A 17,705-nucleotide genomic window follows, 5' to 3' on the forward strand; every position below is an offset into this window, starting at 1 on the left:
AATATCTATGAAAAAAATCGGCATAGTTGCCATTAGTGCAATTACATTATGCTGGGCTATGTATGAGGTATCATCTGATAATACCAATACAGTAACGCCTAATCAGGCTAGCCAAAAAGTATCATCTAAAAGCATTTCATCAACTACAAAGAATGAAAAATTAGCGTCTCAAACCCTCTTAGCTCAAACTACCTCCCTTAATTCTTCAGCCCCAGTCTGCAAATATAATTTTGATGCGACTCAAGAAGATTATGATCTTTGGAATACAGAATATCCAGAATATTATCCTATGAAAATATATCCATTAATAAATGGTCAAAAATTTGGTTTTAAAGTAGAGCCAGTCACTGAGGATAATTACGGTTATCTTGATTATAATGCAAAAAGTAAGACAAAAACGAATTCAACAAGTTATGAAGGTGATTTTTCATTACCTAATAAAGGTATTGTTGCTTTTGAGATGGAGCTTAAAGTACCCCTACTTTCTTCCAGTAGCTCATCTTATTCAACCGATATTAGTTTTAATGGTATTACAGATAATAACTATACAATTAGATCATTTTATCATTTTGATATTGGTGTTCATGATTTTGAGTTTGGTGAGAACCCACCACGTTTGTATCATAGTGTATCATCGGAAGTTGGAAATTATAAACTTATAGATAATTACTTTAAAAGCAAAAAAATGGCAGATAACACAAATGAATATCAACGCTTAGGTGTTTACATTAATCAGGATACTAAGCAAGTCGGATTTATTTCTAATGGTGTTGATGAAGGATATCAATTTAAATTACCTGGTACATTACAGAAAATAGCTTTCTCAATGAATGGAAATATAAATATTCTTTCTACAAATTTATTTGGATACGAATTTTCCAACGAACTCATTACTGACCGTAATGCACTACAGTTTAGCTATCCTCAAGGCACAACTGACATGTGTGGTAATGCCCTCTAAGATATAAAACTATAAGTCATAAAAAAGGGCTGAATTACAGCCCTTTTTCTTTTTTTAAAAATGAATGACAGTACGAATTGATTTACCTTCATGCATTAAATCAAAAGCTTCGTTAATGTCTTGTAGAGGCATAGTATGAGTCACAAAAGGTTCAAGTTGAATTTCACCTTTCATCGCATCTTCGACCATTTTAGGAAGTTGTGTACGGCCTTTCACACCACCAAAAGCAGTGCCTAACCATTTACGACCTGTCACTAACTGAAATGGGCGTGTCGAAATTTCTTGACCTGCACCAGCAACACCAATAATAACGGATTGTCCCCAACCACGATGTGCGCACTCTAGAGCCGAGCGCATAACATTGACGTTACCAATACATTCAAATGAATGATCTACACCCCAGCCTGTCATTTCTACAATCACTTGCTGAATAGGCTTATCGTAATCTTTAGGGTTTAAGAAATCTGTAGCACCAAACTGTTTAGCAAGTTCAAATTTATCTGGGTTTGTGTCAATTACAATAATACGTCCTGCTTTTGCTTGACGTGCACCTTGTACAACAGCTAGGCCAATACCTCCTAAGCCAAATACAGCAACCGAGTCACCTTCTTGTACTTTAGCTGTGTTATGCACGGCGCCAATACCAGTCGTCACGCCACATCCAAGTAAACAAACTTGCTCGTGATTCGCCTCAGGATTAATCTTAGCTAAAGATACTTCAGCAACTACCGTATATTCACTAAAAGTTGAACAACCCATGTAGTGGTAAATCGGCTCACCATTATATGAAAAACGTGTGGTTCCATCTGGCATTACACCTTTACCTTGTGTAGCACGTACAGCCACACATAGGTTTGTTTTTCCAGATTTACAGAATAAGCATTCTTTACATTCTGCAGTATAAAGCGGAATAACATGATCACCCGGCTGAACGCTTGTTACGCCCTCACCCACTTCAACTACGATACCTGCGCCTTCATGACCTAAAATCGCAGGGAAAACACCCTCAGGATCGTCACCAGATAGTGTAAAAGCATCGGTATGACATACCCCTGTATGGGTAATTTTTATGAGAACTTCACCTGCTTGAGGTGGTGCAACATCAACTTCAACAATTTCTAAAGGTTTTCCTGGGGCAAAGGCGACAGCTGCACGAGATTTCATCTTTGGGTTTCCTTTAAATCATTCGGTATTTATAGTCGAGCAAAATAGATTATATATTGGTAATACAAGAGCTTAATTTTGCTTAAATTAAAATTGGCTTTCATGACAATCCATCACAGCATAGCCAGTCAGATACATCTAAGCAAGCCTACATTTAAAAAAGAAGAAAACCTCTTACTTGAAGAGGTTTCTTATCAAATCATTAGCTTATAAGCAGCTTGTTTTTACTTAGAGGTAAATATCTGGTGGATATGGTGTGTTATCACTAATTGGAGAATAAAGCGTATTTTCAACAAAAAAGCCATTTGGAGCTTGAGTAGTATCAATTGTAATCGAGTCAAACATCACTTGTGGATATGCCCAGATAAACTGCTTCATCAGACCAAGCGATAAGTTGTTTTGCATATCTCCAAAAATCCTTTGCCAGATCGGCGTACGATATGGTTTGGTTTTATCGAACCCATAGATATAAGCAATAGATGCATCTGGTACAAATCCTGATAAATAGGCCACTTTATTTACAGGGTAGCCTAAATCTTGAGTTGGTATTTGTGAAACAGCCTGATGAGCTAAATCTAGTTTCGCTTCTAAAAGCCAATCATAGGCTTCCGTCATGATGTAATCAAAATTTGGATAAGAATAGTATTCACTTGGATAGTTGATATAAGTTGCTAAGGTCTGTATTGGAGAACGGATAGATGGGAAAAAGATTAATGGACACACTTGAGCATTTGAATATTTTGCTTTAATCGCTGTTCGAATATCTTGGCATGTTTGTCCTAATTTATTTCGTAACCATGACTTAAACTCATCGTACGGCGTTCCAGTCTTATTCATTGCATCATAAATTGTCCCCAAGTCCGGCGCATATAAACCTGTATCTGCATTAAAAGCTAACTTAGTTGGATAGTCATAGACACATGGTAAGTTCGTATCCGTGTTGTACCACCACCAAGGCTCACCAATTTGCATGTTGACATCACACCCGCCCGTCACCAAGGTATCTGCGAACTCAATAAAAACTTTGTGTAAGTATGCCAAAGCACTTTGATCACATAAACTAAAGAAATAACTTGGAGGCTGGTAGCCTGTTTTACCCAAATTACTATTCCAGTCGCGCTGTGCCCAAAACTCATTTGCTCCTAACGAGTACATTTCAAAACTTACCCCAAAAACGGGTTGCATATTTGCATTATGCAGAGCTTGAGCATATTTCTCATGCCATTTACGGGTACATGGGTTAACGACATCTTGTCCTGTAACGAGTGTGTCTGGAATCTGGAATCTATTAATATCACTTCTCCAGATCATTTCAGGATAATGTGACATACCACAGTAATGATTAATAAAACCGTGATATCCCAAAGCAGCCATGTTATCTACTATTCGCTGTGGATTCAGATCGTAATGATCGTCATAGCTAGTACATAAGCCATAATTATGCTGAGGTACAATCACTCGGCTTAGATTTAACTGTGCATTTGTACCAGTAACGACTGAATTGGTAATACGAATATAACCATCTTCTGACTGACTCAAGGGCAAAGATGAGTGGGCGTTATAGCTACTTGTAAACGCTGAAAAAGAAATTCGCTGAATATTGGTAACTGGAAAGCTGTCTGTAGCCGAGAAACCTGCTTTCACTGTATCCCAGTTAATATGAATATGAGCAGATCTTGAAGATGGATTATTGGCGTAGTTGAACAAAACAATATACGCGATTTTATCTACCCCATTGTCGTTATAGTAAACAGTTAGAGTTGGCGTTAATGACTCATTATTTAAAACAGGCATAGAGGATGACAGTTCAATGTCAAAGTCCCATATCACGCCTGAATAGCTATACTTAGTTTCATAAGCTAAAAGTTTATGATCTTTAGTGTCATACGAGTTCCAACTAATACCTGCTAAGTCTGTGGTCATACGTGAACGGAAAGTTGCCTCAAAACCATTGCCATAATTGGTAATAGCAAAAGACATACTTTGTGGGCCATCTATTGTCCAATAGCTTGGACTGAACCTGTCAATAAGTATATTTTGAGTAATGGGTTGAGGAGAAACCGTAGAATTATTTTGTACATTTTGTGAGTTATTTATCATGTCATAATGCTCTTAATGGCTTTAAGAAGTCTTATATTAAATAATTATTTTATTTATATTGTTTGGATAAGTAACAATTGAGTTTAATCTACGAAGAGTAGATAATTATTATCATTATTAAAATAATATGAACCTAACACATTATTTTAGTTCTAAAGTGGACTTTGCAATAAGGAGCAATGAATGCCAAATCCTTCTCGGTTAGGACACTTTAGAATAGTGTTACTTTTGACTCCAGCTTTATCATTATTAAGTGGTTGCAGTGATACAGCATTTCATAAAAATAGTAAGCCCACAGTTATTTCTTCAAGTATTGCAAACTCTTATCCTGAGCCAGATACATACTTGGGTGAAAAACTGCAACCAAATGAAAAGTTAGTGGCTCAGCAAATATCCACAGTTATTGAAGAATCTATCCGAAAAGAATACTCACCCAGCAAAGCCTTAAGAGATGCACATCCTAAAGCACATGGTTGTGTTCGTGCCGAGTTTCATGTACTTAAAAATATTCCAACTCAACTTGCAAAAGGTGTATTTGTTCCCGATAAAAGCTATCAAGCATGGATTCGCTTTTCAAATGCATCTAACGATGCTTCTCAAGCAGATATTGAAAAAGATGCCCGCGGCATGGCTATAAAAGTCTTAGATGTACCGGGTGACAAAATTTTAGAGAATGAAAAGGAAGCGACAACTCAAGATTTTATCATGATCAATCATCCAGTCTTTTTTGTAAATGACGGTCAAAGATATCTTTCATTTATTCATGATGTGAACAATAAGAGTTTCTTTAATAAACTCCACATTCCTTTTGCCCTAGGTTTAAAAGGAACAATCAATGCTTTAGGAGCTCGTAATTCTAAAATTTCCAATCCACTCTATGCACGTTACTGGTCTATGGTGCCCTATCAATTAGGTTTAGATAATGACCGTCAAGCTGTTAAATATTCAGTAAGAAATTGCTCGGCGGTATCCCCAGCTTTTCCTGATCATCCAAGCCATAATTTTTTAAGAGATGCTTTAAAAGATACTTTGCAGAAGCAAGATGTTTGTATGGAATTTTTAATACAGCCAAGAACTTCAAATAAAATGCAAGTTGAAGATGCAATGACTGAGTGGAAAGAAACGGAAGCACCTTTTTACCAAGTTGCGACTCTTCATATACCAAAACAGAGCTTTGATACGCCCGAACAAAATCAATTTTGTGAAAATCTCTCTTTTACGCCGTGGCATGCTTTACCTGAGCATAAGCCTTTAGGCGGAATAAACAGAATGCGTAAAATTATTTACGAAGATATAAGTAGAACTAGACATGAGATGAATTCTGCTACACGTCAAGAACCGTGAAAAATTAGCTCAACTTAACAAAATTTTGAATAAAAAAACCGCCCCAGAAGGCGGTTGCTGAATTTTAACAGCGATACATAGAAGTGTGGTGGAAACACTTCTATATTCTTTAAATTATTTTCTTTCTTTTACCATTTTTTTAAAATCTTCCGATTTAAAGTACTTAATGATCAATTCACCATCATCATTTTTCTGTGCAGTTTCTGAAGAATTTTTATAGTGGTCAAACTCACTATTAAACTTAAAATCCGGGGGAATTAACTTTGAAATAGACGGAAGTCTAGTTTCTCCACCAGTAGTGATTCTTTCAATAAATCCTGCTAGCCATAAAATATACTCATCTTTATTTTTATAACTAGGCATCAAACTAATATCAATTCTAACGGCGCACTGATCTAGTGGTTTGGTTAGACACTCTTCAAAATCAATGAAGTTATATTTAAGCTTAAACTTGGTGTTTTTAATTTCTTTACGAATCACTGCTATTAAGTTGTTTAGTTGTTCGGTGGGAATATTTGAAAAAAGATCTTGATCTTTAAATCGCTTATAAACCTTTTCAGCAATCATCAAATATTGGGGCATGTCCTATCTCCTTTTTACCTTCCTTCTTGGTCGGTTGCTTACTCAGCCTTTTAAAGAAGTATGATACAAAACATGTGTTTTCTTGTGATTCTTAAATATCCAAATGTAATTAATGTGTAGTTGTGAAATTTTATTGATAAATAATTCACATTATTTGGACTAAGGATGTGTTGTGTCTCGGTTTTTAACGGTAAATTTTTAGTGTTGGTAATAGCAGCTTTCAAAATACTTAACTACATCAATTTAAAAAAAAGAAGATAATCATTTTTAACTTTTGATTATCTTCCCTTATGTTTAAATCAATTTTCTAAATATATTGATGTGCTTCGCTTGGGAAAGAACCTTCTTTTACAGCTTTAACATATTCTTTAATAGCAGACTCAATACTTGATTGTCCTTCCATGAAATTTTTCACAAATTTTGCAGGCTTATCGTTTAAACCCAACATATCATGTAAGACCAGTACTTGAGCATCTGTATCGGCACCAGCACCAATTCCAATCACAGGTATAGAAACCGATTGACTGATTTGTGTTGCAACAATAGAAGGTACACATTCAATCAACAGCATTGCTGCTCCAGCTTCTTCTAAATGCTTTGCTGTATTAATTAAATTTTTTGCTTGGTCTTCAGTTTTACCTTGAACTTTAAATCCACCCAAAACATTTACAGATTGAGGTGTTAATCCAATATGAGCACATACAGGTACGCCATTTTGAGTTAATTTTTGAATTGATTCAGCAAGCCATGAATCTCCTTCGATTTTTACCATATGTGCTCCGGCTTGCATTAGAAGGCCAGCATTTTTTAGTGCATCTTCCAGCGTTCCATAGGTCATAAATGACATATCAGAAATAATAAATGCGTTAGTATTTCCGCTTTTAACACAAGCAGTGTGATATACCATTTGTTCAGTTGTTACAGGTAAAGTGCTGTCATATCCCTGTAATACCATACCTAAAGTATCTCCAACTAGCAAAACGTCTACTCCTGCATTATTTGCGACCTTAGCAAAGGTAGAGTCATAACAAGTCAGAACAGCTATTTTTTGTTTTTGTTCTTTCATAGCTTTTAATGTCGTTAAAGTTATCGTTTTCATAGCTAGTGATTCTAATCTTTAAAGAAGGATTTAAAGGTTAGTCTTTTTTGAAAGGTAAAATTTACTAAAAAATAATATATAAAAGAACAGTATTAGAAAAATCTTCTAAAGATGAGGTAAAAATTAATTTATTTTTCTTTATTATATTGATTAATATAATTAAGATTTTTTTCTTAATTTATGAATTATTATCAATGTAAAAGCCCTCATTAGAGGGCTTTTGTACAAATAGCAACAGTTGCTTTTTATGCTTTAAGCTGGTGCGCTATTATTCGGTAGAGAATTAGACTTACGATTTTTAATGAAATTTGTCACTCTGACCTCAATAATTTGATAGAAAAGACATCCAATAATTGCACTAAAGATTAAAGCTAGTACTGCAATAATGTGTCCATCTAAGAATGTTAGGTATCGAGATGATATTTTATAGAATAAAGGAATTGTAAAAACTTGAATGAGATAAATGCTGTATGAGGCATTTCCTAGGTAAATAGAAATTTTATTCTTTGTTTGTTTAATCCACAATAAACCAAGAACGATAAAAAATGCAGGTATTCCCCATTTCACTGATCTATGAACCTCATAGTCAAAGAGTATCGATGAGCATAATAATAGGAAACCAAATCCAGCAATTAGCAAACCATTCTTTGGCTTAAATCTCAAAAAAACAAAAGCACAAAGCATTCCGAACGCAAATTCGAGAATAATTAAATCAAGAGAAGTCACAAAAGGAAGTACTACCAGAGCAATTCCCATTGTTGAATAACTAAGAATTTTATTTTTTATAAATAAACTTAATGAAAATAGAATATAAAAAAGCATTTCATATTCTAAAGTCCAGCCAACATACAATATAGGCATTTCTTTAGACATCCAATCTTCAATAAATAAAAATGAATTAATTATTTTTGAAGTGCTTATATTCAGAGAATTAAAAGCTGAAGGAATTATCAAAGCTAATGTCAAAAAAACTAAAGTTAATAACCAATAAATTGGAACAATTCTTTCTACACGATTCTTAAAAAATTCGTAAGACGATTTACGGTTCTTTTCTTGGACAAAAACCATTATAAATCCAGAAATTATAAAGAAAATATCTACACCATTTTGCCCCCATTCTTTTAATATATAGAAGCCTTCAGCAGAAATATTGTATGTAATAGAAGCACCAATAATATGGTAAAAAACTACATTGAGAGCAGCAAAAGCTCTCAATGCTTGTATATTATTAATCATTAGAATTTACTCAACCTTATTATTAAATTTCAGGTTGAATGAGTTTAAATGATTTATGATCTTTTTTTGATAACTTTTTGGGATCTTTCTATTTAAGTTATTTAAATCACCACTCGATTGGCGATCCAACAATAGAAAAGAAGAGTTTGCATACCTGAAAAAGTAATTTCACCGTTAAATCTAGCCACAAACTTAGTATTAGTCGTTGAAGACATTACTTCGGATGTTTATTTGATCCCCACTTAATGTATCTAAATCAAACTTTTCATTCATACTTTGCAGCACTTTCATGCAATCAATAATCGGCTCAATCGATACTTTGACCGTTTCATTAAAATTTGGTTTAGATCGGTGTTCATTAATGATCAGATTCAAGTAATCATCTGTTTGCATTAAACACCTCCAGCAACACTGATCTCAATATTGTCTGAATCACAATAGGCTACTGCGAATTGCTCACATTCTTTTTCAGTATCTCGAGTACAAGAATATCTTTTTTTAAAAGTCAGAGTGATACGATAAGTTTCACCACGTTTAATTGGTTCATGAATCTTCATTTTTTGGTGCATATTTCTTTTTATTTTAACAATTTTATGCCAAATATAGCTATATAAATAACCATTTAGCGTGCATATAGTTAATTAATTGTTAGTATTTTATCTGGATTTTCCACATAAATTACTGATATTTAATAAATTTATATGTTTGATAATTTAAAATGCTTAGAATTAATGAATTATACGAGCAATATAGTACTATGGCCTTAAGTGCTTGGGGTTTTACTGATTTACCTTCTTATACAGACAGATACGATCCTAATGAGAAAGATATAGTGATAAAGACAAATAGCTGGTTGAATGATGATGCAGCAGAAGAAAAAACGCGTCAGGGTCTTACCGCCTTTGTAGCCCTTGATGATGCATTTATGAGTATCGCCTCACGTATCTATTTAATTAGAAATGCCAAGGAAACGATAGATCTACAATATTACATTTGGACCAATGATTTTGTGGGTAACCTCATCTTGCATGAATTGCTTAAGGCAGCAGATCGAGGAATAAAAGTTCGACTGTTAATTGATGATCAAAACGGCATAAAACTTGATGGCATATTAAGAAGTCTCTCACAGCATACCAATTTTGAAATTAGATTATTTAATCCTTATAAGTTTCGATATCTACGCATTTTTGACTATATTTTTCGGTTCAAAAAAGTAAATCATCGCATGCATAACAAGCTCATTATTGCTGATGCTTCGATTGCAGTAACAGGCGGTAGAAATATTAGTAGTGAATACTTTGAAGCAAGCAGTAAGTTTCAATTTACTGATATGGATATTTTGTTCTATGGAGATGCTGTAAGACATGCCCAAGCTGTATTTACTGATTTTTGGGAAAGTATCTTAAGTGTAAATGCAACTGATATTATTGGAACTTGTGCTGAGCATCATTTAAAAGCTCTAAGAGAGCATTATGAACAATTACATCATGAAGGCCAAAGCCTTACAGAAGATAAGCTTTATGATGCCCAGAGTTATTTAAAAGAGCTTTTAGAGCATAATCCTATTCAGTGGTCTAAAGCACACTTTGTGGCAGACTCACCCAAGAAGATTTTAGGTACAGCAACTGAACATGAAATGCTATATGGGCAAGTCATGTCTATTATGGGTAAACCTAAGCAACACTTAGAATTAGCTTCGGCTTATTTTGTACCAACCCAACAAGGTACATATTATTTAAAGCAACTGCGAGTTGAAGGAATCAAAGTTCGCGCATTAACCAACTCTTTTGCCGCAAATGATGTTGCGATCGTACATGCTTTTTATAGTCAATACCGCGTAGAAATGCTTAAAAATGGTGTTGAGCTTTATGAGTTTAAACCTGTGCTAGAACGGCGGCGTAGAACTTGGTACGAAATTGTAACGGGTAGCGTTATACCAGCAAAAGGTAAAAATAAATCCAGTTTGCATGCTAAATTTTTTGATGTAGACGGCAAAGTATTTATTGGTTCTTTTAACTTTGACCCCCGCTCTACCTATTTAAATACCGAAGTTGGCTTAGTGATTGAGTCTAATCAATTACAAACCCAAATTTCCGTTATGTTAGATCAACACTTAACTCAAGTGGCCTATCAACTGAAATTAAACAGCGAAGGACAAATTGTCTGGCTCGATTACCAGTCGAATGGGCAAGTGATTGAATATAATAAAGACCCGGGAACTAGCCGTTTTCAACGAACAATGATTAAAGCGGTTTCTTACCTACCTATTGAATGGATGATGTAATTTTTCAATATTATAAGAATCCGATTTTATTAAAGAATTGTTGATAGGCTTCTGCTTTTTTCTCAAGAGCTAATGGATATGCTCTAGAAGAAGATGGTAACCGATATAAATCAATACTGCGGTCTGCAAAGTAAGTTGATGTCGATGTCCCAATTAAAGGTTTTTCCGTATTTTCAGGTAAAACCGAAATTAAGGTATCAGTTGCTTTATCGCCTGTCGTCATAATTGTCTGGCACAAAGGAATTTGTTGAAGTAAAGCAGCCAAGTCTGTTGGAGCCACAATTTCCAGAAATTTATCGGAAGCATTACCCTTGAGCCGTTTAATTTGATAAGCCGTATCGAAAATAGCAATACCTGTTTCAGTTAAAAACTCTCGGATACATTCTTCATTAAATGTTTTTTGATTTTCACTTAAGAAATAGTTTTTATCTTTGAAGAAAATTAAGCCAAAAATTCTCCACATATCATTTTGAAAATTTGGATAATAAAAATCCATCTTCCATTTATTACGAGGTGGTGGAAAACTCCCTAGCATTAGTAAACGAGCATTTTCAGGTAAAAATGGTTGTAGTGGATGGGTTTCTATCTCAATTATCATAAAAAATCAGTATTTACTTCAAAGTTTATAAATAACTTAACGCATTTTCAGATTAATCACGAGTCAATAAATGCAAATTCTGTTAATCAAAACGTTAAGTTATTCCATATCCTATTGTTGAGGTATGCTGATTTTAAAAATGCTATGTGAATTCTCGTTGATGTAATCTACCCTTCCTTTATGTGCAATCACTAGCGCTTGTACAACCGAAAGCCCTAAACCAGTTCCACCTAATTCTTTATTTCTTGACTGCTCGAGCCGAAAAAAAGGATTAAATAATTCTTTATGGTGCTCAGCTGAAATGCCTGGGCCTTCATCTTCTATTTCTAGGACCCAATCATGTTGATGATATTGGGTTGAAATTTTTAAGTTACCCGGATTTGCATATCGCGTAGCATTATCAAGTAAAGCAATTAAAACTTGTTCTATCCGTCTGTGATCGCATTTCACTTCTGGCGCTTGAATATTGAAAGCTACTTTGAGTTGAGCAGTTTGTAGTTTTTCTTGAAACATGTGCACGACTTTATAGGCAGTCTCATTAAAATTAATCGTTTCAATATTAAGTCTGAGTTGTTGGTTTTCAAAAAGGCTTAAAGTGCGTAAGTCTTCCACAAGGTTGGATAAGCCTTCAACTTGACTCAGTAAATTTTTAAATAAAACCGGATCTGGTTTAAAAACACCATCGATAATACCCTGTAGCCGTCCTTGTAAAATGGTGACAGGTGTTCTTAGCTCATGTGCAATCGCAGCATTCCAGACATGAGCGTTCTGTACAGAAGTTTCAAGCTTTTGTGCCATATCATTAAAGTTATGCATGAGTTCGGCAATTTCAGAAGTATGATGCATAGAGCTTTCTACACGTGCAGTTAAATCACCCTGACTAATTTTTTTTGCTGCATCTGCTAATAGATTAATTGGCACAATAAAACGTTGAGCAAGCTTAATTCCTAAAATAATGGAAAATGCCGTACCAAATAGAAGTACGGCGAACAGCCATATGCCGTCTAAGTAGTGAAAAAACTCATCGCTCTCTTTTAATTTTTTAAGAGAAATAAGACCGACTTCGATCGCAACATAATAAGTACCATAACCTAATATGAGCGAACTCAACGTAACAATTAGACTGGTAAAGCTAAGTGCTATAATCAGTTGTTTACTAATGCCTGTTTTATTTTTCATGCGGATTATCCAAACGGTAGCCTACTCCACGAACATTAATCAGCATGTTCTCTAAACCTTGCTCTTCCATTTTCTTTCGTAACTTACTGACATGGCTATCAACAGTACGTTCAAGTGCATCTCGATCTGGCAAACAATGATTCATCAGTTCCGAGCGGGTAAAAACTTTATGTGGATGAGGTAGCATCAACAGCAAAATTTTATATTCAGTTAGGGTCAAATTAAGTGCTTGTTGCTTGTTATCTAAATATATATAGGCAGTATGTATTTCAGTATTTACTTCAATATTTTTATAAATCAGATTTCGGTTAGACATTTGCTGATTTTGTTGGGTGCGCCGTAATACTGCTTGTACGCGTGCAACCACTTCATTGGGATTAAATGGTTTTACGACAAAGTCATCTGCACCAATTCTTAGAGCCATGACTTTATCAATTTCTTGATCTAAAGCAGTCAACATAATTACGGGTGTAGCTGCTTTTTGCCGAATTTTATTTAGAACTTCCCATCCACTTAATTCGGGCATTTTTATATCGAGTATGACTAAATCAATAGGTTGACTTGTATGTATTTCAATGGCTTGTTTACCATTCATGGCACGTACAACACGCATGCCTTCACGTTTTAAATAATGTTCAATTATATCGCCAATATCATAGTCATCTTCTACCACAAGAATAAGTTTATCCTGACAATTAAACGTAAAGGTTGACTCAAACATAGCAATAAAACGCGATAAAAATTTGATTTATGATACGCACATTTTTTCTTAAGTCTCCACACTTTTTCCACATATTAGCGATTTTAGTTACACACATATCAAAAATAATGCCAGCATCTAGAAGTCCATTAGGTGTTATAAAAGTGCAGAAGCATTTTTTAGTTCCATTCATATTCTCAATTAGTCTTGTTTTGCATGGTTGTAGTAAAGAACAAGCGACAGATCAAACACAAGTGCAAGAAGCTAAAGTCACTGTTTTAGCACTTCAACCACAGTCTGTGAATTTTAGTGAAAACCTCCCTGCACGTGTTCAGGCTTTCCGTACAGCCGAAATTCGTCCTCAGGTAGGCGGTATTGTTGAAAAAGTCCTGTTCACCCAAGGTAGTGAAGTCAAGGCTGGACAACCTTTATATAAAATTAACTCGGAAATTTTTGAAGCTGATGTAAATAGTAATCGAGCTGGCCTAAATAAAGCAGAAGCAGAAGTTAATCGTTTAAAAGTACAACTTGAACGCTATCAACAACTCTTACCAAGCAACGCAATTAGTAAGCAAGAAGTAAGTAATGCCGAGTCGCAATATCGACAAGCGATTGCAGATGTTGCCCAAATGAAAGCCTTGCTGGCTCGTCAAAATCTAAATTTACAGTACGCCACAGTACGAGCACCAATTTCAGGCCGTATTGGTAAATCGTTTGTGACCGAAGGTGCTCTAGTCAGCCAAGCTGATAGCAATACAATGGCTACCATTCAACAAATTGACCGTGTTTATGTCGATGTAAAACAATCTATTGGTGAATATGAGCGCTTAAAGGAAGCTTTACAAAGTGGCGAGTTATCTGCCAACAATCAAAAAGGTGTACAAATCTTAAATAGTTTGGGACAGCCTTATAACGTATCGGCAAAAATGCTTTTTGAAGATATTAATGTCGACCCTGAAACAGGTGATGTCACTATCCGTATTGAAGTGTCTAATCCTGAACGAAAATTATTACCGGGCATGTATGTTCGCGTCAACATTGAACGCGCCTCTGTTCCTCAGGCTTTACTTGTTCCAGAACAAGCTATTCAGCGCAATATGAACGGCGACCCACAAGTTTATGTTGTAAATGCCAAAGGTAGTGCAGATGTACGCCCTGTAGAGCTAGGCCAACAATATCAACAATTTTATCTCATCAATAAAGGTCTAAATGCTGGAGATAAAGTTGTCGTTGAAGGGATTGAGCGTATTCAGCCCAACCAAAAGCTAGCGATTTCAGCATGGAAAGCCGCTTCGGCAGCAAATACGGTGAAGCAAGGAGATGCTAAATGATGTCTCAATTCTTCATTCGCCGTCCTGTTTTTGCATGGGTAATTGCAATTTTTATTATTTTATTTGGTGTACTGAGTATTCCAAAGTTGCCTATTGCACGCTTTCCAAGTGTTGCACCTCCTCAGGTGAATATTACAGCAAGCTATCCTGGCGCTACTCCTAAAACAATTAATGATAGTGTTATTACGCTCATTGAACGGGAAATGTCTGGAGTAAAAAATTTACTCTACTATAGCGCTACAACTGATTCGTCAGGGACTGCTGAAATTACTGCGACTTTTAAACCCGGTACTGATGTCGACATGGCTCAAGTTGACGTACAGAATAAGATTAAAGCGGTTGAAGCCCGCTTACCGCAAGTTGTTCGTCAACAAGGTTTAGCAGTCGAAGCATCATCCTCGGGCTTTTTAATGCTGGTCGGTTTAAACTCACCTAACCATCGTTATTCAGAAGTCGATTTAAGTGATTACTTGGTCCGCAATGTGGTCGAAGAGCTTAAACGTGTTGAGGGTGTTGGCAAGATTCAATCCTTTGGTGCTGAAAAAGCAATGCGGATTTGGGTGGACCCAAACAAATTGGTTTCTTATGGACTCTCAATTAGTGATGTAAACAATGCGATTCGCAGCAATAACATTGATATTGCACCGGGTCGGCTTGGTGACCGCCCTTTAGTCAACGGGCAGCTAATAACAGTGCCTTTATCTGCTCAAGGTCAACTCGAAACAGTTGAACAGTTTAAAAACATTAGTTTAAAGAGCAATATTAGCGGTGCTCATATTAAGTTATCTGATGTAGCCGATGTAGAAATGGGCGCACAATCATATAACTTTGCAATTTTAGAAAATGGTAAACCTGCGACGGCTGCGGCAATTCAGCTTAGTCCTGGTGCAAATGCAGTAAAAACAGCTGATGCAGTAAAACAGAAACTTGATGAATTAAAACCAAACCTGCCTGAAGGTATGCAATTCAGTATTCCTTATGATACTGCGCCTTTTGTTAAAATCTCGATAGAAAAAGTAGTTCATACCTTACTTGAAGCCATGGTGCTGGTTTTTATTGTGATGTATGTATTTCTTCATAATGTTCGCTATACCTTAATTCCTGCGATCGTGGCACCAATTGCCCTGCTCGGCACCTTTACCATCATGCTTTTGACAGGTTACTCAATTAATGTGTTGACCATGTTCGGTATGGTGCTTGCAATCGGGATTATTGTTGATGACGCGATTGTGGTGGTCGAGAATGTTGAACGGATTATGGCAACTGAAGGCTTATCGCCTAAAGAAGCTACCTCTAAGGCCATGACCGAGATTACCAGCCCAATTATTGGTATTACCTTGGTGTTAGCGGCTGTATTTTTACCAATGGCTTTGGCAAGTGGTTCGGTTGGTATTATCTATCGCCAATTTACGATTACCATGTCGGTTTCAATTTTATTCTCGGCATTTTTAGCTTTAACCCTAACTCCTGCACTTTGTGCAACCTTGCTAAAACCAATTGATGCCCACCATCAAAAGAAAGGATTTTATGCATGGTTTGATCGAAGCTTTGATAAAGTCACAAAAAAGTATGAAGTTATTCTGTTAAAAGTAGTTAAACATACGATTCCGACATTCATCATTTTTGTGGTGATTACAGGGCTAACTTTTGCTGGTATGAAATATTGGCCAACTGCTTTTATGCCTGAAGAAGATCAGGGCTGGTTTTTAACTTCGTTCCAATTGCCTTCAGATGCAACTGCTGAACGCACTCAAAAAATTGTTAAAGAATTTGAAGATCATTTAAATGAACAGTCCGATGTAACAAGCAATATTTCAATTATGGGTTGGGGATTTAGTGGTGCAGGTCAAAACGTCGCGCTCGCATTTACAACCTTAAAAGATTTTGGTGAACGTAATAAATCTACGACCGACTATACCAATTTCGTTAATGCAGAAATGGCGAAAAGTAAGGAAGGTACAACGATGTCAGTACTTCCTCCAGCCATTGATGAATTAGGTACCTCTTCAGGTTTTAGTTTGCGCTTACAAGATAAAGCAAATTTAGGAATGCCAGCTTTAATCGCAGCACAAACAAAACTCATGGAAATGGCGGCTCAAAACAAAAAGTTTTATATGGTTTACCCTGAAGGTCTGCCACAAGGCGACAATATTAGCTTGAAAATAGACCGTGAGAAGTTAAATACCTTAGGTGTTAGCTTTGCTTCTGTTTCAGATATTATTTCGACTTCTATGGGGTCAATGTATATCAATGACTTCCCAAATCAGGGTCGTATGCAGCAAGTTATTGTTCAAGCCAATGCACAATCGCGCATGCATTTAAAAGATATTTTGAGCTTGAAAGTTGCTGGGGCAAATGGACAACTGGTGTCTTTATCTGAGGTGGTCACTCCACAGTGGAACAAGTTGCCGCAGCAATATAATCGCTATAATGGCCGTCCTTCATTAAGTATTGCTGGGGTTCCTAATATTGGAGTTTCTTCAGGCGATGCAATGCGAGAAATGGAAAAATTGATTGCCAAACTTCCTCAAGGAATTGGCTATGAATGGACAGGTATTTCTTTGCAGGAAAAACAGTCTGAATCGCAAATGGCATTTCTCATTGCTTTATCGATGTTGGTCGTGTTTTTAGTGTTAGCTGCACTTTATGAAAGCTGGTCAATTCCACTTTCAGTTATGTTGGTTGTTCCTTTAGGTATTTTTGGTGCTATTTTAGCGATTATGCTAAGAGGAATACCAAACGATATTTTCTTCAAAATTGGTCTGATTACCATTATTGGTTTATCTGCAAAAAATGCGATCTTAATTGTTGAGTTCGCAAAAATGCTTAAAGAAGAAGGTATGAGCTTAATTGAAGCAGCAGTTGCGGCAGCGAAGTTACGTTTACGTCCAATTTTAATGACTTCTCTTGCCTTTACTTTTGGTGTGATTCCGCTGGTAATTGCAAGTGGTGCAAGTTCTGAAACCCAGCATGCGTTAGGGACTGGCGTGTTTGGAGGTATGATTTCTGCGACAATTCTGGCTATATTTTTCGTACCGGTCTTCTTTATTTTTGTATTGGGAGCAGCCGAAAAACTATTTTTAAAGAAGAAAAATAACCTATAAAACACATTGAGGCGGAACCCTTT

The 17,705-nt window shown here is 35.9% G+C and carries 14 protein-coding genes and 1 pseudogene; 5 read left to right on the top strand and 10 right to left on the bottom strand.

Annotated features, from left to right (window positions below):
• The first annotated feature begins 7 nt into the window (after positions 1 to 7).
• On the top strand, positions 8 to 961 hold the full coding sequence (locus ABFY81_RS01465; protein ID WP_347912864.1) for a DUF4882 family protein: 954 nt from the start codon (positions 8 to 10) through the stop codon (positions 959 to 961).
• 54 nt (positions 962 to 1,015) lie between these two features.
• Here ABFY81_RS01465 and ABFY81_RS01470 read toward each other — a convergent pair whose 3' ends face one another.
• Together ABFY81_RS01470 and ABFY81_RS01475 are read right to left on the bottom strand one after the other, a co-directional pair.
• Positions 1,016 to 2,125: an S-(hydroxymethyl)glutathione dehydrogenase/class III alcohol dehydrogenase gene (locus ABFY81_RS01470; protein ID WP_191001637.1), complete on the bottom strand. Its 1,110-nt coding sequence runs from the start codon at positions 2,123 to 2,125 to the stop codon at positions 1,016 to 1,018.
• A 228-nt stretch (positions 2,126 to 2,353) separates the two neighbouring features.
• The gene (locus ABFY81_RS01475; RefSeq protein ID WP_347912865.1) at positions 2,354 to 4,225 is read right to left on the bottom strand and encodes a phage capsid protein; all 1,872 of its coding nucleotides are present in this window, start codon (positions 4,223 to 4,225) and stop codon (positions 2,354 to 2,356) included.
• 183 nt (positions 4,226 to 4,408) lie between these two features.
• Between ABFY81_RS01475 and ABFY81_RS01480 the strand changes: the two genes are divergently transcribed.
• Positions 4,409 to 5,569 (top strand): catalase family protein, encoded by a 1,161-nt coding sequence (locus tag ABFY81_RS01480; protein ID WP_347912866.1) that lies wholly within the window; start codon positions 4,409 to 4,411, stop codon positions 5,567 to 5,569.
• Positions 5,570 to 5,683: 114 nt separating this feature from the next.
• On the opposite strand, the gene ABFY81_RS01485 is transcribed toward ABFY81_RS01480, so the two are convergent.
• The 5 genes and pseudogenes from ABFY81_RS01485 to ABFY81_RS01505 all read right to left on the bottom strand — a co-directional run.
• Positions 5,684 to 6,151, bottom strand: a complete 468-nt coding sequence (locus tag ABFY81_RS01485; RefSeq protein ID WP_347912867.1) for a hypothetical protein — start codon at positions 6,149 to 6,151, stop codon at positions 5,684 to 5,686.
• A 307-nt stretch (positions 6,152 to 6,458) separates the two neighbouring features.
• Positions 6,459 to 7,250, bottom strand: coding sequence for a 3-methyl-2-oxobutanoate hydroxymethyltransferase (panB, locus tag ABFY81_RS01490; protein WP_200002301.1), 792 nt, complete (start codon positions 7,248 to 7,250; stop codon positions 6,459 to 6,461).
• A gap of 252 nt (positions 7,251 to 7,502) precedes the next feature.
• Positions 7,503 to 8,486: an acyltransferase gene (locus ABFY81_RS01495; RefSeq protein WP_347912868.1), complete on the bottom strand. Its 984-nt coding sequence runs from the start codon at positions 8,484 to 8,486 to the stop codon at positions 7,503 to 7,505.
• Between the two features lie 198 nt (positions 8,487 to 8,684).
• Positions 8,685 to 8,879 carry a DUF2612 domain-containing protein gene (locus tag ABFY81_RS01500; RefSeq protein ID WP_347912869.1) on the bottom strand — a complete coding sequence of 65 codons (195 nt, stop codon included), beginning with the start codon at positions 8,877 to 8,879 and terminating at the stop codon, positions 8,685 to 8,687.
• 53 nt (positions 8,880 to 8,932) lie between these two features.
• Positions 8,933 to 9,043, bottom strand: a pseudogene (locus ABFY81_RS01505) (site-specific integrase); the annotation flags it as partial.
• Positions 9,044 to 9,204: 161 nt separating this feature from the next.
• Here ABFY81_RS01505 and ABFY81_RS01510 point away from each other — a divergent pair.
• On the top strand, positions 9,205 to 10,770 hold the full coding sequence (locus ABFY81_RS01510; RefSeq protein ID WP_347912870.1) for a phospholipase D family protein: 1,566 nt from the start codon (positions 9,205 to 9,207) through the stop codon (positions 10,768 to 10,770).
• Positions 10,771 to 10,780: 10 nt separating this feature from the next.
• Here ABFY81_RS01510 and ABFY81_RS01515 read toward each other — a convergent pair whose 3' ends face one another.
• From ABFY81_RS01515 to adeR, 3 genes are all read right to left on the bottom strand, one after another.
• Positions 10,781 to 11,368 (bottom strand): uracil-DNA glycosylase family protein, encoded by a 588-nt coding sequence (locus ABFY81_RS01515; protein ID WP_347912871.1) that lies wholly within the window; start codon positions 11,366 to 11,368, stop codon positions 10,781 to 10,783.
• Between the two features lie 111 nt (positions 11,369 to 11,479).
• Positions 11,480 to 12,547 carry a two-component sensor histidine kinase AdeS gene (gene adeS, locus ABFY81_RS01520; RefSeq protein ID WP_347912872.1) on the bottom strand — a complete coding sequence of 356 codons (1,068 nt, stop codon included), beginning with the start codon at positions 12,545 to 12,547 and terminating at the stop codon, positions 11,480 to 11,482.
• Positions 12,537 to 13,268, bottom strand: a complete 732-nt coding sequence (gene adeR, locus ABFY81_RS01525) for an efflux system response regulator transcription factor AdeR (RefSeq protein ID WP_134261727.1) — start codon at positions 13,266 to 13,268, stop codon at positions 12,537 to 12,539. The genes adeS and adeR overlap by 11 nt, the downstream gene beginning before the upstream one ends.
• Positions 13,269 to 13,411: 143 nt before the next feature.
• On the opposite strand from adeR, the gene ABFY81_RS01530 reads away from it, so the two are divergent.
• Both ABFY81_RS01530 and ABFY81_RS01535 read left to right on the top strand, forming a co-directional pair.
• Positions 13,412 to 14,578 (top strand): efflux RND transporter periplasmic adaptor subunit, encoded by a 1,167-nt coding sequence (locus ABFY81_RS01530; RefSeq protein ID WP_134261726.1) that lies wholly within the window; start codon positions 13,412 to 13,414, stop codon positions 14,576 to 14,578.
• Complete coding sequence (locus tag ABFY81_RS01535; RefSeq protein ID WP_347912873.1) at positions 14,575 to 17,682, top strand: efflux RND transporter permease subunit; 3,108 nt, start codon at positions 14,575 to 14,577, stop codon at positions 17,680 to 17,682. Before ABFY81_RS01530 ends, ABFY81_RS01535 begins: the two co-directional genes overlap by 4 nt.
• Positions 17,683 to 17,705: the final 23 nt, after the last annotated feature.

The sequence above is a fragment of the Acinetobacter sp. WA-87 genome (assembly GCF_039938935.1).
In the GTDB taxonomy this organism is placed as follows: Bacteria; Pseudomonadota; Gammaproteobacteria; order Pseudomonadales; family Moraxellaceae; genus Acinetobacter; species Acinetobacter seifertii.